The sequence below is a fragment of the Micromonospora sp. PTRAS2 genome, assembly GCF_054052245.1.
Genome location: NZ_JBSWBU010000008.1, coordinates 318182 through 343621, shown reverse-complemented (window position 1 = coordinate 343621; position 25440 = coordinate 318182). Strand labels below are relative to the sequence as shown.

Here is a 25440-nt window from a genome sequence, read left to right as displayed (position 1 = left end):
CAGGTCGTCCTTCATGCGGTGCCGCCGGGGCGGCGGGGAGGGATACGTCGGGCGCGGCTGCGGCGGGCGGCGGCCCGCAGCGCGGCGCGGGCCAGCTCCGGCCGGTCGGCCGCGCCGTCGAGATGCGCGGCGAGGGCCCGGACGGTGGGGTGGCGGAACAGGTCGAGCATCGCGATCGACCGGCCGGTGGCGGCGGTCAGCCGGGCGTGCACGGCGGCCAGGGCGAGCGAGTGCCCGCCGATGTCGAAGAAGTTGTCGGTCACGCCGACGCGGTCGCGGCCGAGGACCTCCCGCCAGATGCCGGCGACCAGCTCCTCGGTGTCGGTGAGGGCGTCGGGCCCCGCCGGCAGCGCCACCGGCCGGGCGGGCTCGGCGGACGCGGCGACGGTCATCGCGCCGAGCCCGGCGGTGCGCACCGTCGGGCGGGGCAGCTCGGCGGCCACCTCCCCGGCCGGGGACTGCGGCGCGGCGGCCAGCGCGCCGACGAGGGCGGCCAGGTCGGCCAGCATCGCCGCGACGCGGTCGGCGTCGAACAGGTCGGGGTTGAACACCACCTCGACGCCGAGCCGCCCCGGCCCGTCCGCCCTGTTCGTTCCGGCAGGCGCCCGCTCCACCACGTAGACGGTGAGGTCGAACGGGGAGCCCGGCTTGGGCACCGACACCGGCTCGGCGGCCAGCCCGGCCAGCGCGAGCCGGGGCTCGGCGAAGTTGAGCACGTTGAACAGCACCTGCACCAGCGGGGCGCGGGAGGTGTCCCGGCCCACGCCGAGGGCCTCCACGATCCGCTCCAGCGGCGCGCCGGGGTGGGCGGTGGCGTCGTGCAGCTCGGCGGCGCACCGGTCGACCAGCTCGGCGAAGCTCGCCCCGGCGGTGCGGACCCGCACCGGGACGGTGTCGATGAAGAACCCGACGACGTCGTCGAACGCGGCCAGCCGCCGGTCGGCGACGATCGCGCCGACGACGTGGTCGTCGCTGCCGGTGAGCCGGCTCAGCAGCTCGCCGAACCCGGCCAGCAGCACCGCCGCCACGGTCGTCGAGCGCCGCTCGGCCAGCGTCCGCACCGCCCGGTCGGCCTCGGCGGAGAACGTGACGGCGGCCTCCACCCCGGCGTACGTCTGCACCGCGGGGCGGGGGCGGTCGCGGGGCAGCTCCAGCACCGTCGGCGCGCCGGCCAGGTGCGCGGACCACCAGGCGAGGTCGTCGGCGCCCCGGCGGCGGTCCCGCTCGGCCCGCCACACGGCGTAGTCGGCGTACCGGGCCGCCGGGGCGGGCAGCGCCGGGTCGTCGCCGGCCACCGCACGGGCGTACGCGGCGGCGAGGTCGGCGTAGAACACCGCCTCGGACCAGCCGTCGAACACGGCGTGGTGCCAGGTGACGGCGAGCACGTGCTCGGCCGGGCCGAGCCGGTAGACGGTCACCTGCCAGGGCGGGCCGGTGGCCAGGTCGAACGCGTGGGCCGCCCCGTCGGCGAGCATCCGGGCCAGCTCCGCGGCGGGGTCGCCGCCGCCAGTCAGGTCCACCACGGGCACCGCCACGTCGGTGGGTTCCGCGCAGACCGCGTACGGCACCCCGGCGGTCTGCGGGATGCGCCAGCGCAGCACGTCGTGCCGTTCGGCCACCGCCCGCAGGGCCGCACCGAGGGCCGGCACGTCCAGCTCGCCGCGCAGCCGGTGGGCCACCGCGATGTTGTAGGGCGCGCTGCTGGGCGCGAGCTGGTCGACGAACCACAGCCGCCGCTGCGGCGGCGACAGCGTCGGCGGGTTGCCGGTGGTCAGCCCGTCGGCGGCGGCGGGCGCGGCGGCGGTGATCCGCTGCACCAGGCCGGCGAGGGTGCGGCCGGCGAACACGTCCCGGGCGTCCACGGCGCGGCCCAGCTCGGCGCGCAGCGCCGCGACCAGCCGCATCGCGGCGATGGAGTTGCCGCCGGCGGCGAGGAAGTCGGTGTCGGGGCCGGGGGCCGCGCCGAGCAGCCGCGCCCACACCCGGGCCACCGCCCGGGCCACCGGGTCGGCGTCGGCCGGCCCGTCGGCGTCGGCGGCCCCGGGCGCGGGGGGGGCGGCGGCAGCCAGGGCCCGCAGCGCCGGCCGGTCCAGCTTCCCCGTGGTCGGGCTGACCGGCAGCTCCGCCAGGCGCAGCACCCGGGCGGGGCGCATCGCGGCGGTCAGCCTCGGCTCGGCGTACGCGCGCACCGCCGCGTCGTCTGGGGCGTCGGCGGGGGTGAGGAACGCGACCAGCTCGGCCCCGGCGGGGGCGTCGACGGCCTCCGCCACGACCCGGTCGACGCCGGGCAGCCCGGCGAGGACGGCCTCGACCTCGCCCAGCTCGATGCGCTGCCCCCGGATCTTCACCTGCCGGTCGGCGCGGCCGAGATAGACGATCCGCCCGTCGGGGGCCTGGGTGACCAGGTCGCCGGTGCGGTACAGCCGCTCGCCGGGCAGGCCGGAGAACGGGTCGGGCACGAACCGGTCGGCGGTCAGGCCGGGCCGGTTGAGGTAGCCGTCGGCCAGGCCGGGGCCGCCGATCAGCAGCTCGCCGGTCTCGCCGGGCGGCACGGGGCGCAGGTCGGCGTCGACGACGTACGCCCGGTGGTTGGGCAGCGGCCGGCCGATCGGCACGGGGTCGGTCTCGGTGGCGGTCAGCTCGGCGGTGACGGCCAGCACGGTGGTCTCGGTGGGGCCGTAGCCGTTGACGAAGCGCCGGCCGGGGGCCCAGCGGGCGGCCAGCTCGGCGGGCACGGCCTCGCCGCCGCAGAGCACGGTGCGCCAGCCGGGCAGCTCTGCCGGGTCCAGCATGGACAGCACGGTCGGGGTGATGAAGCCCCAGTTGACCTCGTGGGCGGCGACGAACCGGGCCAGCCGCGCCGGGTCGGACCGGTCGTCGGCCCCGATGAGCTGCACCGTGCCGCCGAGCAGCAGCGGCACGAACAGGTCCATGGTGGCGGCGTCGAAGCCGAGGGAGGCGATGCCGAGGCTGCGCACCGACGCGTCGGCGCCGGTCAGGGCCGCGCAGCCGGTGACGAACTCGACGACGTTGCGGTGGGTGGTGAGCACGCCCTTGGGCCGGCCGGTGGAGCCGGAGGTGAACAGCACGTACGCGGGGTCGCCGGGCCGGGCCGGGCAGGGGGCCAGCGGCGCGGGTCCGGGCAGCCCGAGCGCCGTCACGCCGGAAACGTCCCCGAACTCGGCCTCGGCGGCGTCGCCGACGACGACGCGCACCCCGGCGTCGGCGGCGATCTCCCGCAGCCGGCGGCGGGGGCCGCCGGGCTCCAGCGGCACGTAGCACGCGCCGGCGAGCAGCACGCCGAGGACGGTGACCACCAGGTCCGGGCGGCGGTGCCCGCACACCCCGACCCGGCTGTGCCGGCCCACGCCGCGCTCGCGCAGCGCGGCGGCCACCCCGGCGGCCCGGCCGACCAGCTCCCGGTAGGTGAGCCGCTCGTCCCACTGGCGCACCGCCACCGCGCCCGGGGTCCGCGCGGCCTGCGCGGCGACCAGCTCGGCCAGCGTCGCGTCGGGCCACGGCAGCGGCTCGCCGTGCGCCGCGCTGATGGACAGGATGTCGGTCACCCGTGTTCCCCCCGGTAGGTGGCTGGATCGGTGATCTGCAGGCGCAGCTCGCTGACGTAGCCGCGCCCGGCGGCGTCGGTCACCCAGGCGTCGGCGGGGGCCGGCAGCAGCTCGCTGACGGTGAGCGTGACGGCCGGGTCGGTCCGGGCGGCGGCGTCGGCCATGGCGCACAGGGACTGGGCGTACAGCGGGCCGGTGAGGTCGACGTAGCAGGGCTTGACCTCGGTGCCGACCTTCACGAAGACCCGCTCGGGCAGGCCGAGGCGGGCCCGCCAACGGCGCACCGCGAGGAAGCGCGCGGACTCCCCGGTGGCCCCGGCCAGGCCGCTGTCGGCGACGGTGGTGCGCCAGGTGCGCCGGGCCACCACCAGCCGGTCGATGGTGATCCGGGGCGTCGTCGGCGCGGGGGCGAGCAGCTTGAAGCTGTCCAGCAGCAGCGCGCCGAGGAGGTTGGCGAACACCTCGACCAGCGGCCAGCGGGCCCCGTCGGGCAGCACCGCGACGAGCCGGCCGGCGACGGACTCCACCCGTACGGCGCTCGCGGCGACGAGGTCGGCGACGTCCGCGCCCCGGGCCGTGTCGATGCCGACCTGCCGGTCGGCCGGGCCCCGCAGGTGCCAGGTGGTGCGGGTGGTCTGCCGGGGGAACCCGGCCGGCGGCAGCAGCCGCAGCCGGGCCGGCCCCAGGTCGGCGTCCACGGCGGCGCGCAGCGCGGCCGGGTCGGGGTGGAACGGGGCGAACACGGCGCTGTCGAACGGCGTGGTCGCCGGGTGCAGCTCGCCCAGGACGAGCTGGAACTCGCCCCGGTTGAGCGCGTCGACGCCGGCCGCGGCGACCTGCACGTCGGGGCTGTGCACGCGGGCGGTGGGCCAGCCCGGCGCGGTGGCGGGGAACAGCGCCGCGGCCCGCCCGGCCAGGTCGGCGCTGCGCAGCCGCAGCTCCGGCTGGTCGGCGGCGACGTCGGCGAGCCCGAACAGCTCCGCCCAGCGGGCGGTGAACCCGGCGCTGGCCACGGCGACGGGGCCGTCCGGGGCGAGGATGAGCCCCTGCGCGAGGGACCACATGTCGGCCAGCCGCACCGGCCCGTCGGCGGCCAGCTCGGCGTGCAGCTCGCCGAGGACCCGCTCGCAGGCCGCGCCGATCTCGGCGGTGAGCCAGCGGGCGGCCCGCAGCACGATCGCCAGGGGCGCGGCGAGGGCGTCGAGGACGGCCGACCCGACGGCGACCTCCAGGTCCCGCGTCGTCTCCTCGTAGACGACGGTGCGGCCCGTGTACATCTGCCCGCCGTGCCGGGTCGCCGACTCCCCGGTGGCGGCGGTGAACGCGGCGTTGAGGGCGGCGAGGGCGGCGGCGAGCCGATCCGGGTCGCCGGCGGCGGCCACGGCGTCGCGGGCGGCGGTGAGCCGGTCGAGGCCGGCGGTCAGGTCGGCGCGCAGCTCAGGGTCGCCGACGGCAGCGATCCGCGCCGCGAGCACCCGCACCGCCTGCGGGTTGTTGGGCAGGCCGGCGTCCCAGGTCAGCAGGCCCCGCTCGACGAGCCGGTCGAGCAGCAGGTAGCCGTCGTCGGCGCGGCGCAGGCCGGCGTCGCCGTCTTCGCACAGCCGCGCCACGACCTCCCGGGCCGGGGTGCGGCCGTCGCAGCCGGCGAGCAGCCGGGCCTCCACGGCGGTCAGCTCCACCGCCGGGGCCAGCGGCGGGCACAACCGGCGGCCGTCGAGCCGCAGGTGGGGCGGGAGCACCGGGGCCCACCAGCGGCGCACCGCCGGGTCGGCGGCGAGCCGGTCGGCGTACGCGGCGAGCGCCCACGCCTCCAGGTGCACCTCGCGGCGGCCGACCAGCCCGGTGCCCGGGGCGAGCCGGGTGTGCGGGCTGTCCGGGTCGAGGGTGCCCCAGCAGACCGGCCCGAAGAAGCCGATGGTCTCGGCCTTGCCGCAGTAGCGCTGCCAGTAGCGCAGCACCGCGATCTCCCGCTTGCGGCGGGGCTTGTTGCGCACGGCCGGGTCGGTGCGCAGCAGCCCGTCGAGGGCGACGAGCATCTCCGGGTTCTGCCAGGTGACCGCCTCGCGCACGGCCGGGTCGGCGCAGATCCCGGCGAGCACGTCGGAGGAGCGGGCCAGGGCGGCGGCCAGCTCCTTGTCGTACCCGTCGGTGGCGACCTCGCCGGCCAGCAGGGCGTCGGCCGCCGCGGCGGCCTCGGGCGCGGCGAGCAGGTCGAGGCCGGCGGCGGGGAACCCGGCGGTACGCAGCAGCACGTCCCGCCACACCGACCAGCCGGTGTCGCCCAGTGGCAGCAGGTGGCTCACTCCGCGGCCCGCCACTGGTCGTCGACGATGTGCAGCCGCAGCTCGCTGAAGTAGCGGCGGCCGGCGGCGTCGGGCACCCACGCGTCGTCGGGTGTCGGCAGCATCTCGCTGACGGTCAGCGACACGGCGTCGCCGCCGTCGGTGCGGGCGGCCCGCACCATCGCGGCGAACATGGCGGCGTACGCGGGGCTGGACAGGTCGACGAAGCAGGGCTTGGTCTCGGTGCCGAGCTTGACGTAGACCCGCTCGGGCAGGCCGAGGTCGCGCCGCCAGCGGCGCACGGCGAGGAACCGGTCCCGCTCGGTGGTGACGTCGGCCAGGCCGCTCTCGGCCGCCGTGGTACGCCACGTCTGCCGGGCCACCACCAGCCGGTCCAGGGTGATCCGGGGCGTGTACGGAGCGGCGGCGACCAGCTTGAACCCGTCCACGGCGTGGGCGCTGAGCAGCCCGGCGAACACCTCGGTCAGCGGCCAGCGCGCCCCGTCGCGGGCGGTGACGACGAGCCGGCCGTCCTCGTCGGTGACGGTGAGGTCGACGGTGGGCAGCACCCGGTCGGGGTCGACGCCGGGGGCGGGCAGAAACGCGAGCTGCCGGTCGGTGGGGCCGGTCAGCGCCTCGGCGGTGCGGCTGGTGCGCCGGGGCCAGTCGGCGGGGAACAGCAGCCGGATCCGGTGCTCGCCGAGGTCGGCGGCGAGCGCCGCGCGCAGCCGCGCCACGTCCGGGTGCGACGGGGTGAACACCTGGCAGTCGAACGACGGCCACGCGGCGTGCAGTTCGCCGAGCACGACGGTGTAGTCGCCCCGGGCGAGGGCGTCGGCGTCGGCGGCGCAGAGCTGCAGGTCGGGGCTGTGCAGCCGGCCGCTGGTCCAGTCGCTGGGGCGGTCGGGGAACACCTGCGCGACCCGGTCGACCAGGTCGGCCACGGCCAGCCGCACCTCGGTCGCGCCGTCGGGCAGGTCGGCGAGGCCGAACAGTCCCGCCCAGCGGGCGGCGAACTCGGCGGCGACGGCGTCGACGGGCCGCTCGCCGGTGCCCCAGAACAGGCCCTGCACGAGGAACCACAGGTCGGCCAGGGACACGGGGGCGTCGCCGGCGTCGGCGCGCAGCTCCTCGTACAGCTCGCGGAACGTCGCCCCGTACTCCTGCTCCAGCTCGCCGGCCAGCCACCGGGCGGCCCGCAGCAGCACGGCGAGCGGGGCGGCGAGGTCGGCCAGCAGCGGCGCGCCGAAGCTCACGTCGAGGTCGCGGGCGGTGTCCTCGTAGCAGAGGGTGCGCCCGGCGTACATCTGGCCGGCGCGGCGGCGGGCCGGCTGGCCGGTCAGCTCGGTGAACGTGGCGTCGAGCCGGTCGAGGGCGGCGCGCAGCCGGTCGGGGTCGCCGGCGGCGTCGGCCACCTCGTCGCGGGCGGCGCGCAGCCGGTCGAGGCCGGCGCGGGCCGCGAGCCGGGCCGGCTCGTCGCCGATGGCGTCGATGCGGGCGGCCAGGGCCGCCTCGGCGTCGGGGGCGACGGGCAGGTTGGCGTCCCAGGTGATCAGTTCCCGCTCGACGAGGCGGTCGAGCAGGGCGTACCCGTCGTCGGGGCGGCGCAGCCCGATCGCCGGGTCGGCGACCAGGTCGCGGGCGCTGCGGTGGCCGTCGGCGGCGGCGAGCAGGGCCGCCTCCACGGGGGTGAGGGTCACCGGCGGGCGGCCGGGGCGCAGCACCGACCGGTCGCGCAGGCTCAGGTGCGGCTGGAGCAGCGGCGGCCACCACTGCCGCACGGCCAGGTCCGCCCCGACGGTGTCGGCGTACGCGGACAGCGCCCACGACTCGAACCACACCCAGCGCCGCCGGGTCAGGGCCGGCCCGGGGCGCACCCGGGCGGTGTCGGCCTGCCCGGGGTCGAGGGTGACCCAGCAGCTCGGGCCGAAGAAGCCGACGGTCTCGTTCTTGCCGCAGTAGCGCTGCCAGTACTTCAGCAGGGCCCGCTCGCGGTCGCGGCGGCGAACGTTGCGGGGCGCGTCGGCGCCGGCGCGGGCCAGCCCGTCGAGGGCGAGCAGGGCGTTGCGGTTCTGCCAGGTGACGGCCTCGCGCAGCAGCGGGTCGGCGGCCAGCTCGTTGAGCCGGCCGGCGGCGGCGGTGAGCGCCTCGGCGAACTCCTTGTCGAACCGTTCCGCGCCCTCGCCGGTGGCGAGGAGGTCGTCGGCCGCGGCGGCGGCCTGCGGCGCGGAGAGCGCGGTGAGCCCGTCGGCGGGAAATCCGGTGGTACGCAGGATGGCGTCGCGCCACACCGACCAGCCGGTGTCGCCCAGCGGCACCCGGTGCGCGCCGGCCTCGCCGGCCCCGTCCCCCGTCGGGTCGATCGCCGTCTGCTCCGCCGGGCCGTCCGGGGCCGGCACGGTCCCGTGTGCGCCGGCGACCCGGACGGCGGCGGCGCCCCGCAGGGCGTCGGTGAGGTCGGCGCGGATCGCGGCGACCAGCTCGGGCAGGCGGTCCTGCAGGAAGAAGTGCCCGCCGTCGATCTCGTGCAGGGTGAACCCGGCAGCGGTGTGCCGCTCCCAGGCGGCGCTCTGCGCGTGGCTGACGGCCCGGTCGGCCCGGCCGGTGAACGCGACGACCGGCACCGGCAGCGGCTCGCCCGGGACGTACCGGTAGCTGTCGACCCGGCTGAAGTCGGCGCGCAGCAGCGGCAGCAGCAGCTCCACCAGCTCGGGGTGGGCCAGCACCTCCGGCGGCAGCCCGCCGCCGTCGCCGAGGCGGCGCAGCAGCTCCTCGTCGTCCACCGTGGACAGCCCGTCGAACAGGCTCGCGTCGTCGACGTGCGGGGCGCGGGCCCCGCCGACGTAGAGCCGCAGCGGCAGCGGCCCGCCGGTGCGGCGCAGCTCGCGGACCACCTCGAAGCCGACCCGCCCGCCCATCGAGTGGCCGTAGATCGCGTACGGGCGGTCGGCCCGGCCGGCGATCGCGGCGGCGACGTCGGCGACGGTGAAGTTCGGGTCCTCGCTGATCCGGTTCTCCCGCCCGGGCAGCTGCACCGGCAGCACCTCGACGTCCGCGCCGAAGGCCCGCTGCCACTCGCGGAACGCGCTGGCCCCGGCCCCGGCGTAGGGCAGGCAGAACAACCGCACCGGCGCCTGGGGTCGGCTTCCGGCGGAGACGAACCAGTTCACCGCGCACCTTTCTGAGGGGGGTCGATCCAGTGCCGCTGACGTTGGAAGGGGTACGTGGGCAGCCCGGTGCGCCGCACGCCGCCCTCGGGGTGCAGGGCCGCCCAGTCGACGTCGCGGCCGGCGACCCAGTCGAGGGCCAGCTCCCGCAGCGCGCCGTCCGGGCCGGCGACGCGGGCGTCGGCGGCGGGCAGCTCGGCGGCGGCGAGCAGCTCCTCCGGGCCGGCGGCGTCGAGCAGCTCGTCCAGGCCGGCGAGGGCGGCGGCGAGGTCGGTGGCGACGACTGCCGCCCGGCAGCCGAACTCCCTACGGCCCAGCGCGAGCGTGGCGGCGACCTCGGCCAGCGCCGGGGACGCCCCGGCCAGGTGCTGCCGCAGCCGGCGCAACGCCGCCCGCAACGCCACGGGGGTACGCGCCGACACCGGCAGCAGGTGCACGACCGCGTCGGGGGCGTCGGCATCCTCCCCCGCGGCGGCTTCCGGGGCGGCGGCGTCCCCGGCGTCGAGCGGCTCGACCGGGGGCGGCTGCTCGACGACGACGTGGGCGTTGGTGCCGCCGAGCCCGAACGAGCTGACCCCGGCGACCCGGCGGGCGACCTGCGGCCAGTCCCGGGCCTTCGTCGGCACGTAGAACGGGCCGCCGGCCAGGTCGATCTCGGGGTGCGGGCGGGTGAAGTGCAGGTTCGGCGGGATGACCCCGTGCTGGACGGCGAGCACCGCCTTGATCAGACCGGCGATGCCGGCGGCGGCGTCGAGGTGGCCGATGTTGGTCTTCACCGAGCCGAGCGCGCAGCTCTCGGCGGGCGCGGCGCCCCCGTACACCTCGTGCAGGGCGGCGACCTCCAGGGCGTCGCCGAGCGGGGTGCCGCTGCCGTGCGCCTCGATGAGGCGTACCTCGCCGGGGGCGACCTCGGCGGCGGCGAGCGCGCCGGCCACGGCGGCGGCCTGCCCCGACGGGCCGGGGACGGCGAAGCCGGCGCGGTCCGCGCCGTCGTTGGTGACCGCCCAGCCGGGCAGCACCGCGTAGATCCGGTCCCCGTCGGCCTGCGCGTCGGCGAGCCGGCGCAGCGCGACGACGCCGACGCCGGAGCCGAAGCCGGAACCGTTGGCGGACTCGTCGAAGGCGCGGCACCGCCCGTCCGGGGACGCCATGCCGCCGGGGGCGTGCCGGTAGCGGGGCCAGGTCACGTTGACGCCGCCGGCCAGGGCGATGTCGCACTGGTAGTCGGCGAGGCTCTGGGCGGCGACGCAGACCGCGACCAGCGAGCTGGAGCAGGCGCTCTGCACGGCCAGCGCCGGCCCGGTCAGTCCGAGGCGGTAGGCGACCTGGCCGGGCAGGTGGTCGGTGAACTGCCGGCCGACCAGCCGGGCCTCCCAGTCGTCGGGGTCGACGTCGCCGACCACCGCCGGGTTGTCCAGGAGGTGGAACAGGAAGTACCGGTTGGCGGAGGTGGCGGCGTAGACGCCGACCAGGCCGGGGAACCGGGACGGGTCGTGCCCGGCGTCCTCCAGGGCCTCCCACGCCGTCTCCAGGAACAGCCGGTGCTGCGGGTCGGTGCGGGCGGCCTCCTGCGCGCCGAAGGCGAAGAAGTCGGCGTCGAAGTCGGCCACGTCGTCGAGCCGGCCGGCGGCCCGCACGTGCCGGGGGTCGGCGAGCAGCCGGGGGCCGATGCCCAGCGCGGCCAGCTCCTCGTCGGTGTGGTCGTGGATGGCGTCGACGCCGGCGCAGAGGTTCCACCAGAAGGTGGCGGGGTCGGCCGCGCCGGGGAAGCGGCCGGCGAGCCCGACGACGACGATCTCGTCGCCGGTGTACTCGCGGGCGGCCGTGGCGGGCGCGGCCGGCGCCGGCCCGACGGGCGCGTGGCCGGGCGCGGCCGGCGCGTCGACCAGGCGGGCCTGCGCCTCGATCGTCGGGTTCTCGAACAGCCGCAGCAGGGGCAGCCGCACCCCGAACCGGGCGGCGAGCCGCTGCTGGACGACGCCGAGCAGCAGCGACTGGCCGCCGACGTCGAAGAAGCCGGCGGTGCGGGCGACCGTCTCGCGGCCCAGCACCGCGCACCAGATGTCGTGCACGGCCCGCTCGGTGGCGGTGGCCGGCTCCTGGTCGGCCGCCTCGCTGCCGGTGGTGGCTTCGGCGACCGGGTCGGGCAGCGCCCGCTCGTCGACCTTGCCGGTGACGGTGAGCGGGAACTCGTCGACCACGACGACGGCCCGGGGCAGGGCGTAGTCCGGCAGCCGCCGGGCGAGGGCGGCGCGCAGGGCCGCCGGGTCGAGGCCCTCGCCGGCCGGTCGGGCGTACGCGAGCAGCTCGCCGCCGCGGGCGATCGCCCGGACCGCGCCGACGCCCGGCTCGGCGGCGAGCACGGCCTCGATCTCGGTCAGCTCGACGCGGAAGCCCCGCACCTTGACCTGCCGGTCGAGCCGGCCGAGGCAGACGAGGTCGCCGCCGGGCAGCCGCGCCCCGAGGTCCCCGGTCCGGTACGACCACACGCCGTCGGCGTCGCGACTGAACCGGTCGTCGGTGCGGTCGAGGTAGCCGGGCGCGACGTGCCGCCCCCGCACGACAATCTCCCCGGTAGCGTCGTCCTGAGCTGCATCGGTGGTTTCAGCGGTGGTGGTTTCGGCGGTCCCGGCAGGGGCCAGGTGCAGCTCGTAGCCGGGCAGCGCGGTGCCGATCGGCAGCGGGCCGGTGGCCGCCGGGTCGGCGTCGGCCAGCGGCAGCGCGTGCCGGGCGGCGAACGTCATCTCCGTCGCGCCGTACCCGTTGACCAGCACGCAGCCCGGGGCGAACCGGTCCCGGCCCCGGGCGACGTCGGCGTGGGTGGCCTGCTCGCCGCCGAGCAGCACCGCCCGGACGCTGTCCAGCCGCCGGTCGCCGAGGGCGTCGAGCAGGAACCGGTAGACGGTCGGGGTGGAGTGGTAGACGGTGACCCGGTGCTTCTCGAGCTGTTCGACGGCGTGGGCCAGCCCGTGCCGGCGCAGGTCGACGGGGACGACGGCGGCGCCGGTGAGCAGCGCCGGGTACAGGTCGGGGATGGCCGCGTCGAAGCTGAACGAGGCGAGCAGGCTGAGCCGGTCGTCGGGGCCGACGCCGAGGGTGGCGATCTGGTTGTCGACGACGTGGGCGAGGTTGCGGTGGGTCTGCCCGACGGCCTTCGGCAGCCCGGTCGAGCCGGAGGTGAACAGCACGTACGCGAGGGCGTCGGGGTCGACCGGCACGGGGCGCAGCGGCGCGGGGGTGACCGCGTCGGTGGTCAGCACGACGCTGGCCGACACGGCGGTGCCGGGCAGGTCGGCTGGTTCCCGGTGGTCGGGTCCGGACTGGCGCTCGGCGCCGGGCAGGTCGGCCGGTCCCCGGTGGTCGGGTCCGGACTGGCGCTCGGCGCCGGGCAGGTCGGCCGGTCCCCGGTGGTCGGGTCCGGACTGGCGCTCGGCGCCGAGCAGGTCAGCCGGTCCCCGGTGGCCTGCGGCGACCCGGTCGGCGAGGTCCCGGTGCTCGGCGGCGGCCAGGACGGCGCGCACCCGCGCGGCGGCGAGCATGTGGCGCAGCCGGTCGGCGGGGAAGCCCGGGTCCAGCGGCACGTACGCGGCCCCGGCGGCGAGCGTGCCGAGGATCGCGGCGACGGTGGGCGCGCCGTGCGGGATCAGCAGGGCGACCCGGTCGCCGGGGCCGACCCCGGCGGCGGCGAGCAGCGCGGCGTGACCGCCCGCCGAGGCGGCGAGGGCCGCGTAGCTGACCGGCTGGCCGTCGCCGAGCAGGGCCGGCCGGTCGGCGAAGATGGCCGAACGGTCAGCGAAACGATGGACGACGTTGTATATTTCCATGTCAGTGGGCGCGGGTCGTCGCCACGCCGACGGGCGCGCAGCATCCAAGCATCGTGATCACGATCCCCCCCAGGACTTCACAATGGATGCAGCATAGGACTCGATGCCTGGGCGGCAAGATCATCGATCAGAGTCGGACCGAACAGCCGACGGACGCGACCCGGGACGGCCGGCAAGATTCACCCGATCATCCCCCTAGCGCGCACATGAGTTTCGGCCTAGAGGTATACCGGCAAGTAATCTTGCGGCCAAAGCGCCTGGTGACCGGCGTTTTTCCTATGTGGGCGATCCTTAACGGCAGCTCAGGAAGGGCGGCACCGGGCGGGCCGGACCCCGACCATCGTACGCCGAAACGGGGCCCCGACGGACCCCGCCGCGCCCCGCGTCGGCCGCCCCGCACCCGCTTCCCACGCCCTGCGCGTCAGCCAGATCGCGCACGTTCGCTCGTCAGCCAGCCCGCCGACCCCCGCCCGTCGGGGCACCAAGGAGACCTTCGCCCGGGACCCTGGCCGCCTCCGCGACACGACACGCCGACGCGATTCCACCGCAACCGGCCACCAAACGCTCGCCCCACGCCACCAGACGACCCGCGCCACCCGGGCGAGCCACATGCGGCGAGCCCGACCGGGCCGGGGCTCACGCGATCACTCGTCCGCCCCACCCCGCCACAAACACGAGGCACCTGAACGAGATCGACAGATCTTGGTACGAAACGGCCCCCAGAGGGGCCGAAACCTACCAAGATCTGCCAACGCCCATCGCCAGCGGCGTCGCCTTAACGGTGGTGAGCACGTTCTGGTCGGCCCTCAGGTCACGTCGTGGTGGACTCGCGCACGGGCCGGGGCGGCTTGGTCAGCCGACGGGGCCGATCCGCTTGGCGAGGCTCACGAACCCGGTCCAGGCGTCCGGCGCGAAGGTCAGCGTCCCGCCGTCGCGGTCCTTCGTGTCCCGGACGAGAACGACACCAGGCAGGTTGCCGGCGACCTCGACACACGCACCGCCGTTGTTGCCGCTCCTCGTGCTCTTGCGCCACCGAGCCTGGCTCATGTCCATGATGCCGCCGCTTTCCTGATGAGTTCTAGGGATTGCGCCCGCGGCAGGGCATCACCACAGATACGAGCCCACCGCCGATCCAGCGTAACAAGGTCAGCCGCCTGTTCGAGGATCTGCGCGTGGGCCTGACCATCCACGTGCAGGAGGCGCGCGCCGCCGTCCAGTTCGGCGAGAATGAACGGCCCGCCGAGCCCGGCATACATGCCCACGTCCGCAGGAACGACATGGACCTGCACGAACGGCAGGGTCGCGCAGTCCGCCAGGTGCTCGCACTGCTCGCGCATCATGGACCGGTCCCCACCAGCCGTGCGCCTGAGCACCATCTCATCGATGACCGCGACCAGCAGCATGGGTGGGTCGCGGCGCAGGACCGCCTGCCGGGCCAGACGAGCGGCAACGAGTCGGTCGACCTCGCCACTGGACAACGCCTCGCCCGCGAGGGTGGCTCGCGCGTATGCCTCGGTCTGAAGTAGGCCCGGGACCCAGGCCAGCTCGAACCATCGCAGCGAGAGCGCCTCGCGCTCGACGTCGGCCCACCGCCGGAACCACGCCGGCTCGCGCCGCCTGCCGACCTCAGGCCACAACTCCGAGACTTCTCGGCCGAGCAGGGCGGCAACCTTTGCCCGGTGGCGGGACTGCGGGATATGTCCAGGATTTGCCCACCGCCCTGCCGTCTTCGGGTCCACCTCAACCTGAGCTGCAAGGGCTTCGGCAGTCAGACCGGCAGTCGCCATCGCCTCGATAACCGCGTGGTTCATCCGGCTTCCTTTCTGGATTGTCCCGCGCACCTCAACTCCATCCTGCTACAGGGTGTATTCGTCTCACAACCCTCAGCAAGCTGGTGTCGGGGCGGCGCGGGTCGGTCGACAGACGTCTCGACCCGTGTTCGCCGAGGGGGCCGTCCCGGTCCTTCCGCACCAGTCGGGCGGGCGGCCCCCTCTCCACTGCTCCACTGCCGACACGCACCGAGGGAGAGCCATGTCCCACCGACGAGCACGTGACCGGGCGACCCGCCTCGCGCACGGCGACACCGATGCGTCCGCGTACCCCGATCGGGCACCGGCGGAGAGACGGAGGCCGCTGGTGAGGCCCGCGCCCGCGCTGGAGCGGCACTGCGCGGCCGGGCCCACCTGGCGGTGCGAGGCCGACGGCGAGCCGTTCCCCTGCGCCGCGTGGCGCGGCCTGCCGCTGGACGATCACCTGCGCGGCGTACTGCTGGCGAGTTTCACGCTCTTCCTGCGCCCGGCGATCCGCGACCTGCGGGGCCGGCCGGAGGGCCCGACGCCGCCGCAGATCGTGCGGCGGTTCCTGTGGTTCCTGCCGATGACCGACGAGGAGGCGCGGGCGACCGCGCTGCGGTACCGCTGATGTCGGGCGGCCCGCACCTGCCGATGCGCCCCGTCTGGCGGTGTCGTCGCTGCGGGGCACCGTGGCCGTGCGGTCCGGCGCGGCTGTCGCTGCTCGTCGAGTACCGGGGCGACCGCACCGCCCTGCTGTTCTACCTGGCGCTGCTCATGCAGGAGGCGACGGCGCACCTGACGGCGCTGAACCCGGCGAGCCCGCCCGGCGACCTCACCAACCGCTTCCTGTCCTGGGTACGCGCGCCGCGACCACCCTCCTGATCCCCCCGTCCCGGGCCGGTCCACTCCCCCGGCACCGGCCCGGGACGGGCCCCGCGCCGGGTGAGCCGGGCGGGCGGTCAGCGCGGGGCGGGCGGCATCGGCTTGGTGCACAGCACGTCGGGCATCGGCAGGTAGCCGAGCGCCTGCCAGAACCGCAGCCCTGCCGCGTTGTCCGGCATGACCAGCAGGTTCACCCTCGGGCAGCCCAGCGCCGCGAAGCGCCGCTCCAGTTCGGCCACCAGCCGGCTGGCGATGCCCCGACGCCGGTGAGCGGGGTGGACGGCGAGCCGGAGGATCCAGCCGCGCCGCCCGTCGTAGGTGCCCAGCACCACGGCCACCACGTCGCCGTGCGCCTCGCCGACGAGGAACAGCTCGGGGTCCCGGGTGAGCTTGGCGGCCAGCTCGGCCCGGGGCACGACGTCGCGGCCGGCCGCGGTCCACACCGCCGCGACGGCGTCGTAGTCGCTCCACCGGAACTGCCGGATGCGCAGCACGGCCTGTGTCCTCTCCCCGGTCGTTGTCTGTGGATAACGAAGTCGACGGCAGCCAGCGCCGGTGGGAGCATCACCGGGTGGCACCACTGCAGATCATCAGGGGCGACGCGACCAGCCCGCAGGCCAGGGGGCCGAAGATCATCGCCCACGTGTGCAACGACATCGGCGGGTGGGGCAAGGGTTTCGTCCTGGCCGTGTCCCGCCGGTGGCCGGAGCCCGAGCGCGCCTACCGGCGGTGGCACCGCGAGCGCTCCGGCAACGACTTCGGCCTCGGCGCGACCCAGTTGGTCCAGGTCCGGCCCGACACCTGGGTGGCCAACATGGTCGCCCAGCGCGGCATCCGCACCGGCAGCAACGGGCCCCCGATCCGGTACGACGCCGTCGAGCGCTGCCTCGACGCCGTCGCCGCGCACGCCACGCGGCTGTCCGCCGGCGTCCACCTGCCGCGCATCGGCTGTGGCCTGGCCGGCGGCCGGTGGGAGCGCATCGAGCCGCTCGTCGTCGCGGCCCTGTGCGACCGCGACATCGCCACCACCGTCTACGACCACGACTGACCGGTGGCCGCCGGTCCGGACATGTCAGGGCCCGCAGACATAATGCCCCCGTGTCGCATGCCGATCTCACGTTGTCCGCCTGGTCGGGTCTGTCCGACGATGCCGCAGCCCGCACCGCCGCCGCCATCGCGCGGAGCACCGGAACACGCCTGACCGGCATCGGGCCGCACGCGTACGCCGGCCGGGGCGGCCGGGTCGCCTTCTTCGACCGTGACGGCGTCAGCTTCGCCCTCGTGCCGGGCGGCACCGCACAGCTCGGCCACGACCCCGACCGCTTCGTTCCCGACGCCCGGATGCGCGCCGACTTCGCCGAGGCCAGCACGGAGTGGGCCCTCACCGAGCCGCTCGACCGTTTCCTGGCCGAGGTGACCTCGCCGCCGCGTCGCGTGTCCCTGCCGGCCCGCCTCGTCGCGGTCCGCTCCGTGGAGGCCGACACGCTGCTGCCCACCGACGACGATGACGACCCCGAGGGCGACGACGGCACCGAGGGCGACGACGGTCCCGAGGGCGACGACGAGGACGACGGCCACGCGTGGCTGGTTGCCGGGCTCGACCGCCTCGGCCTGCGACCGCCGACCCCCGACGAGTGGGAGTACGCCTGCGGGGCCGGGGCCACCACCCTGTTCCGGTGGGGCGACGGCTATCCCGAGGGCCTGCCCTACGGCACGGTGCCGCTCATCCAGGAGCCGAACCTGTTCGGCCTGGTCATCGGCGACGACCCGTACCGCGCCGAACTGACCACCGATCCGGCGGTCCTGTGCGGCGGCGACGGCGGCGCGTCGCTCTGCGGCGGCTACGGCAGCTTCCTGAGCTGGATCGTCCTCGCCACCGCCTACCGGGAGCGGGAGCTGGCGGGGACCGTGCACGACGGCGGCCTGCTCGGGGAGACGCCGGTGCGCCCCGTCGCGCCGGTCCCCTGAGCCGGGGGCCGCTGCCGGGGCACGCCGACCGCCGCCGGGGCACGGGCCGTCGCCGCGCCCCGGCGGCGCCGGGTCAGCCGGCGCAGCACCCGCCCGCGCCGGAGTCCACGGTGGCCGGTGGCAGCACCGTGAGCAGCCCGCCGGCCAGGCCGGTGGCCAGTCCCCGGGCGGGCGGCTGCGGGGCGGGGCCGCAGCAGTTCTCCCCGTCGACGGAGTCGGCCGGGTCGCTGCTGCACACCCCGGTCTCGGGCAGTTCCAGCCGCACGTCGCGGGCCGCCGCCCAGTCCCCGGCGAGGGCGGCGACGACCGAGCGGACCTGCTCGTAGCCGGTGGCCATGAGGAACGTCGGCGCGCGCCCGTAGCTCTTCATGCCGACCGCGTAGTAGCCGGGCTCGGGGTGGCTCAGCTCGTCGACGCCGTGCGGCGGGACGGTGCCGCAGGAGTGCTCGTTGGGGTCGATCAGCGGGGCCAGGGCCCGGGTCGCGCCGAGCACCGGGTCGAGGTCGAGGCGCAGCTCGGCGGCGATGCCGTGGTCGGGGCGGAAGCCGGTGGCGGCGACGATCCGGTCGACGGTCACCGACTCCTGCCCGCCGTCGGGGCGGCGCACGGTGACGGTGACCCGGTCGCCGGCCGGGTCGAGGGCGTGCACGGAGAAGCCGGTGAGCAGCCGGATCCGGCCCGCCTCGACGTGGGCGCGCAGCCGGGAACCGAGGGCGCCCCGGGCGGGCAGCGCGTCGGCGTCGCCGCCGCCGTAGGCGCGGGTCGGCGAGGCCGCGCGGATCGCCCAGGTCACCTCCGTGCCGGGCGCGTCGGCCGCCAGCTCGGCGAGGGAGAGCAGCGTGTTGGCGGCGGAGTGGCCGGCGCCGACGACGAGGGTGTGCCGGCCGGCGAACCGGTCGCGGTCCGCGCCGAGCACGTCCGGCAACGCATGGTCCAGGTACGCCCCGGCTGCCGCCTCGCCCCGGGCGGGCAGGCCGGAGGCCCCGAGCACGTTCGGGGTGTCCCCGGTGCCGGAGGCGTCGATCACGGCGCGGGCCAGCAGCTCCTCGCCGTCGGCGAGCCGGACGAGGAACGGGGTCTGCTCGCGGCCGGCGGTGCGCAGCCGGTCCAGGCCGAGCCGGCTGATCGCGACCACCCGGGCGCTCAGCCGCACCTGCGGCGCGATCTGCGGCAGCTCCGCGAGGGGCCGCAGGTACGCGTCGACCAGCTCGTCGCCGGTGGGCAGCGCGTCGGGATCGGGCGCGGTCCAGCCGCTGTCGGCGAGCAGCCGGCGGGCGGCGTCGTCGATGTCGTAGCGCCAGGGCGAGAAGGCGCGCACGTGCCCCCACCGGCGCACGGCCGCGCCGACGCTGTCCCCCGCCTCCAGGACGGTGCAGGGCAGGCCGCGCTCGTGCAGGTGCGCGGCGGCGGCGAGGCCGACGGGGCCGGCGCCGATCACCACGACGGGCAGGTCGTCGAGGACGGTCACGGGTTTCCTCCAGGTGGGTCGGATCAGCGGGATGTGGCGGTCAGCCGACGACGGTGCTGCGGCGTTCCAGCAGCACCACGTCGCGCCAGCGGCCGTGGTGCCGGCCGACCCGCTCCCGTACGCCGACGGTCCGGAAGCCGGCCCGCGCGTGCAGGGCGAGGCTGGCGGCGTTCTCCGGGAAGATCCCGGACTGGATGGTCCAGATCCCGGCGGCCTCGGTGCCGGTGATCAACGCGTCGAGCAGGAGCCGGGCGACACCTCTGCCCCGGGCCGCCGGGTCGACGTAGACGGAGTGCTCGACGACGCCCGCGTAGACGGGGCGGGTCGAGGTGGGCGACACCGCGACCCAGCCGAGCACGGTGTCGGCGTCGTCGACGGCGACGAGGCGGTGGGCGGCCAGCCGGGACGCGTCGAACGCTTCCCAGGTGGGGGCGACGGTCTCGAAGCTGGCGTCGCCGCCGTCGAGGCCGGCCTGGTAGATGGCGAGGACCGGTGCGGCGTCGGCGGCGACCATGGCGCGGATCAGCAATGCAGCCTCCCTGTCTCGACATCCGTCGAACCAGAGGCTTGCACGCTGATTAGACGTCTGTCAACCTAGAGCGATGTCGAAACAAGCGCCGGACCTGACCGCCGCGCTCTGCTGCGCGCCCCTCACGCAGCGCCGGGTGCCGACCGGGACGGCGGCGGCGCTCGCCCCGGCGTTCAAGGCGCTGGGCGACCCGGTGCGGCTGCAACTGCTGTCGATGATCGCCTCCGCCGACTGCGGCGAGATCTGCGTGTGCGACCTCACCCCCGCCTTCGACCTGACCGGGCCGACGATCTCGCACCACCTGCGGGTGCTGCGCGAGGCGGGCCTGGTCGACGCCGAGCGGCGCGGCACCTGGGTCTGGTACCGCGCCCGCCCGGCGGTGCTGGGCCAGCTCGCCGCGCTGCTCACCGTCGAGCCGGTCGCCGGCACCGCCGGGGCCGCCCCGGCCACCGGCACCTCCCGGGAGTGCGCGTGAGCACCCCCCACACCGACGCCGTCGAGACCGCGGTGGTCGCCCGGCTGTCCCGCCTCGACCGGTTCCTGCCCGTCTGGATCGGCCTGGCCATGGCCGCCGGCCTGCTGCTCGGCCGGGCCGTGCCGGGCCTGGACCGGGCGCTCGACGCGGTGCAGCTCGGCGGCATCTCGCTGCCGATCGCCCTCGGCCTGCTGGTCATGATGTATCCGGTGCTGGCCAAGGTCCGCTACGACCGCCTCGACACGGTCACCGGCGACCGCCGGCTCCTCGTCTCCTCGCTGGCGCTCAACTGGATCGTCGGCCCCGCGCTGATGTTCGCCCTCGCCTGGGTCTTCCTGGCCGACCAGCCCGCCTACCGCACCGGGCTGATCATCGTCGGCCTGGCCCGCTGCATCGCCATGGTGATCATCTGGAACGACCTCGCCTGCGGCGACCGGGAGGCCGCCGCCGTGCTGGTCGCCCTGAACTCGGTGTTCCAGGTGCTCGCCTTCGGGCTGCTCGGCTGGTTCTACCTGGCCGTGCTCCCCGGCTGGCTCGGCCTGTCCGGCGCCGAGCTGGCGGTCTCGGGCTGGGACATCGCCCGCAACGTGCTCATCTTCCTCGGCGTGCCGCTGCTCGCCGGCTGGCTCACCCGCCGCCTCGGCGAACGCGCCCGGGGCCGCGAGTGGTACGAGTCGCGCCTGCTGCCCCGGGTCGGCCCCGCCGCCCTGTACGGGCTGCTGTTCACCATCGTGGTGCTCTTCGCGTTGCAGGGCGACGCGATCACCGGCCGGCCGCTCGACGTGGCCCGCATCGCGGTGCCGCTGCTGATCTACTTCGCGCTCATGTGGGCCGGGGCGTACCTGCTCGGCCGGGCGATCGGCCTCGGCTACGCGCGCACCACCACCCTCGCCTTCACCGCCGCCGGCAACAACTTCGAGCTGGCCATCGCCGTGGCCATCGGCACCTTCGGCGTCGCCTCCGGCCAGGCCCTCGCCGGGGTCGTCGGCCCGCTGATCGAGGTGCCCGTCCTCGTCGGCCTGGTCTACGTCTCGCTGTGGCTGCGCCGGCGCTTCACCCACTGACCCCGTCACACCCCGTCACCCCGGAGGAAACCACTGTGGCCGACAAGCCCAGCGTCCTGTTCGTCTGCGTGCACAACGCGGGCCGCTCCCAGATGGCCGCCGGCTGGCTGCGTCACCTGGCGGGCGACGCCGTCGAGGTCCGCTCCGCCGGCTCCGCCCCCGCCGAGGCGGTCAACCCGGCCGCCGTCGAGGCCATGGCCGAGGTGGGCATCGACATCACCGACCAGCGGCCCAAGTTGCTGGAGTACGCCACCGCCGAGTCCTCCGACGTGATCGTCACCATGGGCTGCGGCGACGCCTGCCCCGTCTTCCCCGGCAAGCGCTACGAGGACTGGAAGCTCGACGACCCGGCCGGGCAGGGGGTCGAGGCCGTCCGGCCCATCCGCGACGAGATCCGGTCCCGGGTGGAGGCGCTGCTGCGCGAGCTGTCCCCCGCCCGCTGACCGGCCGCCCGCCGGGACCTCCGGCCCGTGGGGTACGGGCAGGAGGTCCCCGCGTTCGCGGGGCCGGCCGGCCCTGCCCAGCACCACCCGCCCGCTCCTACGGTCGGGGTGGAACAAGGGAGGTCGCCATGCGGGCGTGGCAGGTGCGGGACGTGATGACGACGGACGTCGCGGCGGTACGGGAGGGCACGGCGTACCGGGAGATCGTCGACGTGCTCACCGGCTGGCGCGTCACCGCGGCGCCGGTGGTGGACGGCGCGCGGCGGGTCCTCGGGGTGGTCTCCGAGGCGGACCTCCTGCACAAGGTGGAGCTGCTCGGGCAGCCGCACGAGCGGCGGGTGTTCGTCGGCCGCCGGCACCGCGAGGCGCAGGTCAAGGCCGGGGCGACGCTCGCCGCCGACCTGATGAGCGCCCCGGCGGTCACCGTCGGGCCGGACGCGTCCTGCGTCGAGGCGGCGCGGCTCATGACCCAGCGGCACGTCAAGCGGCTGCCGGTGGTCGACGACCTGGGCCGGCTGGTGGGCATCGTGACCCGTGGCGACCTGCTCCGGGTGCACCTGCGCCCCGACGGCGACATCCGCGCCGACGTGGTGGACGAGGTGCTGCGCCGGACGCTGGGCGTCCGCGACGACGTCGTCGACGTCACCGTGCACGAGGGCGTGGTCACCCTCACCGGCCAGCTCGACCGCCGCTCCACGGTGCGCCTCGCGCTGCGGCTGTCCGCACAGGTCAGCGGGGTCGTCGAGGTGGTCGACGCGCTCGGGTACGCCGTCGACGACATCCCGCTGTCCGGGCTGCGGGTGGGCGGCGGCACCCCGGCGGGCGTGTCCTGAGCCCCGGCGGCCGGCCGGCCCGCCCGTGGGCCGCCGGCCGCTCAGGTTTCGGCGAGGACGTCGAGCAGCAGCGCGGCGGTCCAGCCGAACGCGGGCGAGCCGAGCCCGGCACCGGTGTCGGGGTGGAAGTACTCGTGACAGCCGGCGGTCGCGACGAGGTCGATCATCGAGTCGCGCAGCCCGGCGGCCAGGTCGAACCGGTGGTGGGCGCGCAGCCCCCGCCACAGCAGCCAGTTGAGGTTCTGCCAGCTCGGGCCCCGCCAGTAGCGCAGCGGCTCGAAGTCGGGCGCGGTGCGGTCGTGGCTGGGCAGCGGCCGGTCCATCCGGGCCGCCAGCCCGAACCGGGGCGAGCAGGCCTCGGCGAGCAGCGCCGCGACCGGCCGGGCGGGCAGGCCGGGCAGCGCCAGGGGCATGAGGCCCAGCGCGGTGCGGGCCGGGACGAGCCGGCCGGTGCGCAGGTCCCGGGGGTGGAAGGTGCCGCCGACCGGGTCGTACAGCCGGTCCACCAGGGCGGCGGTGATGCGGACCGCGCGCTCGCGGTGCGGGCCCGGGTCGGCCCCGGTCTCGCGGGCGATCGCGGCGAGCGCGTGTTCGGCGAGCCCCAGCGCCGTGTTCAGCAGCGGGCACTCCACCAGGAACGGGTGCCGCCCGTCCAGCCCGTCGTCGCGGTATCCGCCGGCCCGGTAGGCGTCGACCAGCGCGACGTAGCGCGCGTAGTCCAGGTCCGTGGGGCGGTGCGCGGCGTCGGCGTGCACGGTGTCGTGCCGCCGGTACGCCCGCATGACCGCCGCGTCGGCGGGCACCGCGGCCAGCGGCGGGTCCCAGGCGGGGCTGTTGTCCAGCCCGGACTCCCACGGGTGCACGATGCAGGCGAGCCCCGCCCCGCCGACGTCGCGCCGGCCGGTGAGGTAGCGCTGCCAGGCGACCAGCCGGGGGTAGAGCCAGGCCAGCTCGGCCCGGCTGCGCTCCGACGGTGCCCGGCGGTGCACCAGCCACGCGGCGAGGGCGTGCAGGGGCGGCTGGACGATGCCGGAGGTGGCCACGGCGGGCGCGCCGGGCACCTGCGCCGAGTTCCAGAACGCGGGCCCCGGGAAGTAGGACCCGGCGCGCAGGGCGGGGTTGAACACGATGTGCGGCACCCGCCCGTCGGCCCACTGGGCCGCGAACAGGGTGCGCAGCTCCCGCCAGGCCCGGTCGGGGCGCACGTGGGCCAGACCGACGGCGACGAACGCCGAGTCCCAGCTCCACTGGTGCGGGTAGAGCGTGCGCGACGGGACGGTGTGGTCGTGCTCCCAGTTGCCGTCGAGGGTGGCCACCGCCAGCCGCCACAGCGCCCCCGTCTCCCGGGCGCGGGCCGGTGCGCCGCCGTCGGCGGCGGTGCCGGTGCTCACGCGGCCATCCGCCGGGGCTCGGCGTGCCGCAGCACGGTGACCGCCTGGTGCAGCGCCTGCACCGGCTCGCCGCGCAGCCGGCACCCCAGCGCCAGCCAGCCCGGGTAGCCGAGGTCGCGCAGGGTGCGCACGAGCTGCGGCCAGTCGAGGTGGCCGGCGCCGGGCTGGTGCCGGTTGGTGTCGCTGACCTGCACGTGCCCGAGGTAGGGGGCGGCGGCCCGCAGGGCGGCGTGCACGTCGTCCTCCTCGATGTTCATGTGGAACGTGTCGGCGGCGACCCGCACCGAGGGCAGGCCGACGGCCGCGCAGAGCGCCACCGCCTCGTCGAGCCGGTTGACCATGTGGTCCTCGTACCGGTTGAGCGGTGCGAGGAACAGGGTGACACCCTCGGCGCGGGCGTGTTCGCCCAGGGTGCCGAGGGCGTCCAGGAGGGCCTGGCGGTCGCCGGCCGGCGGGCGGGGCCGCTGGAACGGCGGCAGCCGGCGGGCGGGCGTCGCCCTGGCGACGGGGGTCGTCACCCCGACGCCGCCCAGCTCGGCGACGACGGAGAGCTGGGAGCGCAGGTCGCGTACCGCGTCGGCGGAGCGCTCGGGGTCGACGTCGCCGATGAGGGGGCCCGGCTCGACGCGGACGGTCGGCATGACCACCCCGGCGGCGCGGGCGCGGCGCAGCTCCGGCAGCCGGCGGGCGAGGGCCGGCTCGCCGCGGCCGCGCAGCTCGATGCCGGTGAAGCCGAGCGCGGCGGCGAGGGCGTGCTTGCGGATCAGGTCGTCGCCGGGGAGCAGCTGCTCCTGGCAGGCCAGCGGGATGGTCGGCGGAACGGTCATGGGCACCTCGGCACGACGTGGCGGGCGTCGGCGTCGCCGTGGTCGAGCGGCACCCGGGCACCTGAGCTGATCCGTCGGGGCCGGCGAGTGGGACAACCCGGTTGACCATGAGTCACATCGGTAGCACTGGGCTTCAGTGTAGAGCCAAAAATCGGCATATGTCTTGTTATTGATCAATCGGCACCCTTCCGGCGGGGCGGGGTGGGGCTGACCGCGGGCCCGGCGGGTCGGCTCGGCTAGCGTGGGGCGATGGCGAACCCGACCCGATGGGTGACCGACACCGGCCCCGAACACTCGCAGTGGTATGTCGACCGGTTCCGCCGGCTGGCGGCCGAGGGCGCGGACCTGGCCGGCGAGGCCCGGCTGCTGGACGCGATGGTGCCGCCGCGCGCCCGTGTCCTCGACGCCGGCTGCGGCACCGGCCGGGTGGGCGCGGCGCTGCACGACCGGGGCCACACGGTGGTGGGCGTCGACGCCGACCCGGTGCTGGTCGAGGCGGCCTGCGTCGACCACCCCGGCCCCCGCTGGCTGGTCGGCGACCTGGCCGAGCTGGACCTCGCGGCGGCCGGGGAGCCCGAGCCGTTCGACGCCGCCGTGCTTGCCGGCAACGTGATGGCGTTCGTCGCGCCCGGCACCGAGCAGCGGGTGCTCGGGCGGGTCGCCGCGCACGTGCGCCGCGACGGGGTGGTGGTCGTCGGCTTCGGCACCGACCGGGGCTACCGGCTGGCCGACTTCGACGCCGACGCGGTCGCCGCCGGCCTCCGCCTGGAGCACCGCTTCGCCACCTGGGACCTGCGGCCGTGGCGCGACGACGCCGACTTCGCGGTCACCGTGCTGCGCCGTCCCGCCTGACCGACCTCCCCACGCCCGCCGCCGGCCGCGCTCGCCGTCGGGTCCGCGTCCGCCCGCCGGAGCGGGGTGAGAGGGG

Annotated in this window: 20 protein-coding genes; 9 read left to right on the top strand and 11 right to left on the bottom strand. The window is 76.5% G+C overall.

Annotation, left to right across the window (positions count from 1 at the left end; all coding sequences use genetic code 11):
- Positions 1-11 precede the first annotated feature (11 nt).
- From ACVMYR_RS24420 to ACVMYR_RS24395, 6 genes are all read right to left on the bottom strand, one after another.
- A complete protein-coding gene (locus ACVMYR_RS24420) occupies positions 12-3566 on the bottom strand; it encodes an amino acid adenylation domain-containing protein (protein WP_457122847.1) in 3555 nt (1184 codons plus the stop codon).
- On the bottom strand, positions 3563-5884 hold the full coding sequence (locus ACVMYR_RS24415; protein WP_457122846.1) for a lantibiotic dehydratase: 2322 nt from the start codon (positions 5882-5884) through the stop codon (positions 3563-3565). Before ACVMYR_RS24415 ends, ACVMYR_RS24420 begins: the two co-directional genes overlap by 4 nt.
- A complete protein-coding gene (locus tag ACVMYR_RS24410; RefSeq protein ID WP_457122845.1) occupies positions 5866-9018 on the bottom strand; it encodes a thioesterase domain-containing protein in 3153 nt (1050 codons plus the stop codon). Before ACVMYR_RS24410 ends, ACVMYR_RS24415 begins: the two co-directional genes overlap by 19 nt.
- The gene (locus ACVMYR_RS24405; protein ID WP_457122844.1) at positions 9015-12839 is read right to left on the bottom strand and encodes an AMP-binding protein; all 3825 of its coding nucleotides are present in this window, start codon (positions 12837-12839) and stop codon (positions 9015-9017) included. Before ACVMYR_RS24405 ends, ACVMYR_RS24410 begins: the two co-directional genes overlap by 4 nt.
- Positions 12840-13691: 852 nt before the next feature.
- Positions 13692-13886, bottom strand: a complete 195-nt coding sequence (locus ACVMYR_RS24400; protein WP_457122843.1) for a DUF397 domain-containing protein — start codon at positions 13884-13886, stop codon at positions 13692-13694.
- Complete coding sequence (locus ACVMYR_RS24395; RefSeq protein ID WP_091281519.1) at positions 13883-14650, bottom strand: DUF5753 domain-containing protein; 768 nt, start codon at positions 14648-14650, stop codon at positions 13883-13885. The genes ACVMYR_RS24400 and ACVMYR_RS24395 overlap by 4 nt, the downstream gene beginning before the upstream one ends.
- Before the next feature lie 325 nt (positions 14651-14975).
- Here ACVMYR_RS24395 and ACVMYR_RS24390 point away from each other — a divergent pair, with 325 nt between their 5' ends.
- Together ACVMYR_RS24390 and ACVMYR_RS24385 are read left to right on the top strand one after the other, a co-directional pair.
- Positions 14976-15260, top strand: a complete 285-nt coding sequence (locus ACVMYR_RS24390) for a hypothetical protein (protein ID WP_228987005.1) — start codon at positions 14976-14978, stop codon at positions 15258-15260.
- Positions 15260-15514: a flavin reductase gene (locus ACVMYR_RS24385; protein ID WP_074473215.1), complete on the top strand. Its 255-nt coding sequence runs from the start codon at positions 15260-15262 to the stop codon at positions 15512-15514. The genes ACVMYR_RS24390 and ACVMYR_RS24385 overlap by 1 nt, the downstream gene beginning before the upstream one ends.
- 77 nt (positions 15515-15591) lie before the next feature.
- Here the strand turns inward: ACVMYR_RS24385 and ACVMYR_RS24380 are convergent, their stop codons facing one another.
- Complete coding sequence (locus ACVMYR_RS24380; protein WP_457122842.1) at positions 15592-16008, bottom strand: GNAT family N-acetyltransferase; 417 nt, start codon at positions 16006-16008, stop codon at positions 15592-15594.
- 77 nt (positions 16009-16085) lie between these two features.
- On the opposite strand from ACVMYR_RS24380, the gene ACVMYR_RS24375 reads away from it, so the two are divergent.
- Both ACVMYR_RS24375 and ACVMYR_RS24370 read left to right on the top strand, forming a co-directional pair.
- Complete coding sequence (locus ACVMYR_RS24375; RefSeq protein ID WP_431894977.1) at positions 16086-16562, top strand: macro domain-containing protein; 477 nt, start codon at positions 16086-16088, stop codon at positions 16560-16562.
- Positions 16563-16612: 50 nt separating this feature from the next.
- The gene (locus ACVMYR_RS24370; RefSeq protein ID WP_457122841.1) at positions 16613-17482 is read left to right on the top strand and encodes a hypothetical protein; all 870 of its coding nucleotides are present in this window, start codon (positions 16613-16615) and stop codon (positions 17480-17482) included.
- Between the two features lie 73 nt (positions 17483-17555).
- On the opposite strand, the gene ACVMYR_RS24365 is transcribed toward ACVMYR_RS24370, so the two are convergent.
- Together ACVMYR_RS24365 and ACVMYR_RS24360 are read right to left on the bottom strand one after the other, a co-directional pair.
- Complete coding sequence (locus ACVMYR_RS24365) at positions 17556-18950, bottom strand: FAD-dependent oxidoreductase (protein ID WP_457122840.1); 1395 nt, start codon at positions 18948-18950, stop codon at positions 17556-17558.
- A 40-nt stretch (positions 18951-18990) separates the two neighbouring features.
- Complete coding sequence (locus tag ACVMYR_RS24360; protein ID WP_043968587.1) at positions 18991-19464, bottom strand: GNAT family N-acetyltransferase; 474 nt, start codon at positions 19462-19464, stop codon at positions 18991-18993.
- An 88-nt stretch (positions 19465-19552) separates the two neighbouring features.
- Between ACVMYR_RS24360 and ACVMYR_RS24355 the strand changes: the two genes are divergently transcribed.
- The 4 genes from ACVMYR_RS24355 to ACVMYR_RS24340 all read left to right on the top strand — a co-directional run bounded on the left by ACVMYR_RS24355 (position 19553) and on the right by ACVMYR_RS24340 (position 22294).
- Complete coding sequence (locus tag ACVMYR_RS24355; protein WP_457122839.1) at positions 19553-19954, top strand: ArsR/SmtB family transcription factor; 402 nt, start codon at positions 19553-19555, stop codon at positions 19952-19954.
- Positions 19951-21018: an ACR3 family arsenite efflux transporter gene (arsB, locus tag ACVMYR_RS24350; protein ID WP_457122838.1), complete on the top strand. Its 1068-nt coding sequence runs from the start codon at positions 19951-19953 to the stop codon at positions 21016-21018. The genes ACVMYR_RS24355 and arsB overlap by 4 nt, the downstream gene beginning before the upstream one ends.
- Positions 21019-21053: 35 nt before the next feature.
- Positions 21054-21461: an arsenate reductase ArsC gene (locus ACVMYR_RS24345; RefSeq protein ID WP_457122837.1), complete on the top strand. Its 408-nt coding sequence runs from the start codon at positions 21054-21056 to the stop codon at positions 21459-21461.
- 128 nt (positions 21462-21589) lie between these two features.
- Positions 21590-22294, top strand: coding sequence for a CBS domain-containing protein (locus tag ACVMYR_RS24340; RefSeq protein ID WP_077939843.1), 705 nt, complete (start codon positions 21590-21592; stop codon positions 22292-22294).
- Between the two features lie 41 nt (positions 22295-22335).
- Here the strand turns inward: ACVMYR_RS24340 and ACVMYR_RS24335 are convergent, their stop codons facing one another.
- Both ACVMYR_RS24335 and ACVMYR_RS24330 read right to left on the bottom strand, forming a co-directional pair.
- A complete protein-coding gene (locus ACVMYR_RS24335; protein ID WP_457122836.1) occupies positions 22336-23685 on the bottom strand; it encodes an MGH1-like glycoside hydrolase domain-containing protein in 1350 nt (449 codons plus the stop codon).
- Positions 23682-24512, bottom strand: coding sequence for a sugar phosphate isomerase/epimerase family protein (locus ACVMYR_RS24330; protein ID WP_396788536.1), 831 nt, complete (start codon positions 24510-24512; stop codon positions 23682-23684). Before ACVMYR_RS24330 ends, ACVMYR_RS24335 begins: the two co-directional genes overlap by 4 nt.
- Before the next feature lie 249 nt (positions 24513-24761).
- On the opposite strand from ACVMYR_RS24330, the gene ACVMYR_RS24325 reads away from it, so the two are divergent.
- Entirely contained in the window at positions 24762-25364 is a 603-nt protein-coding gene (locus tag ACVMYR_RS24325) for a class I SAM-dependent methyltransferase (RefSeq protein WP_457122835.1), read from the top strand.
- The last annotated feature ends 76 nt before the right edge of the window (positions 25365-25440 follow it).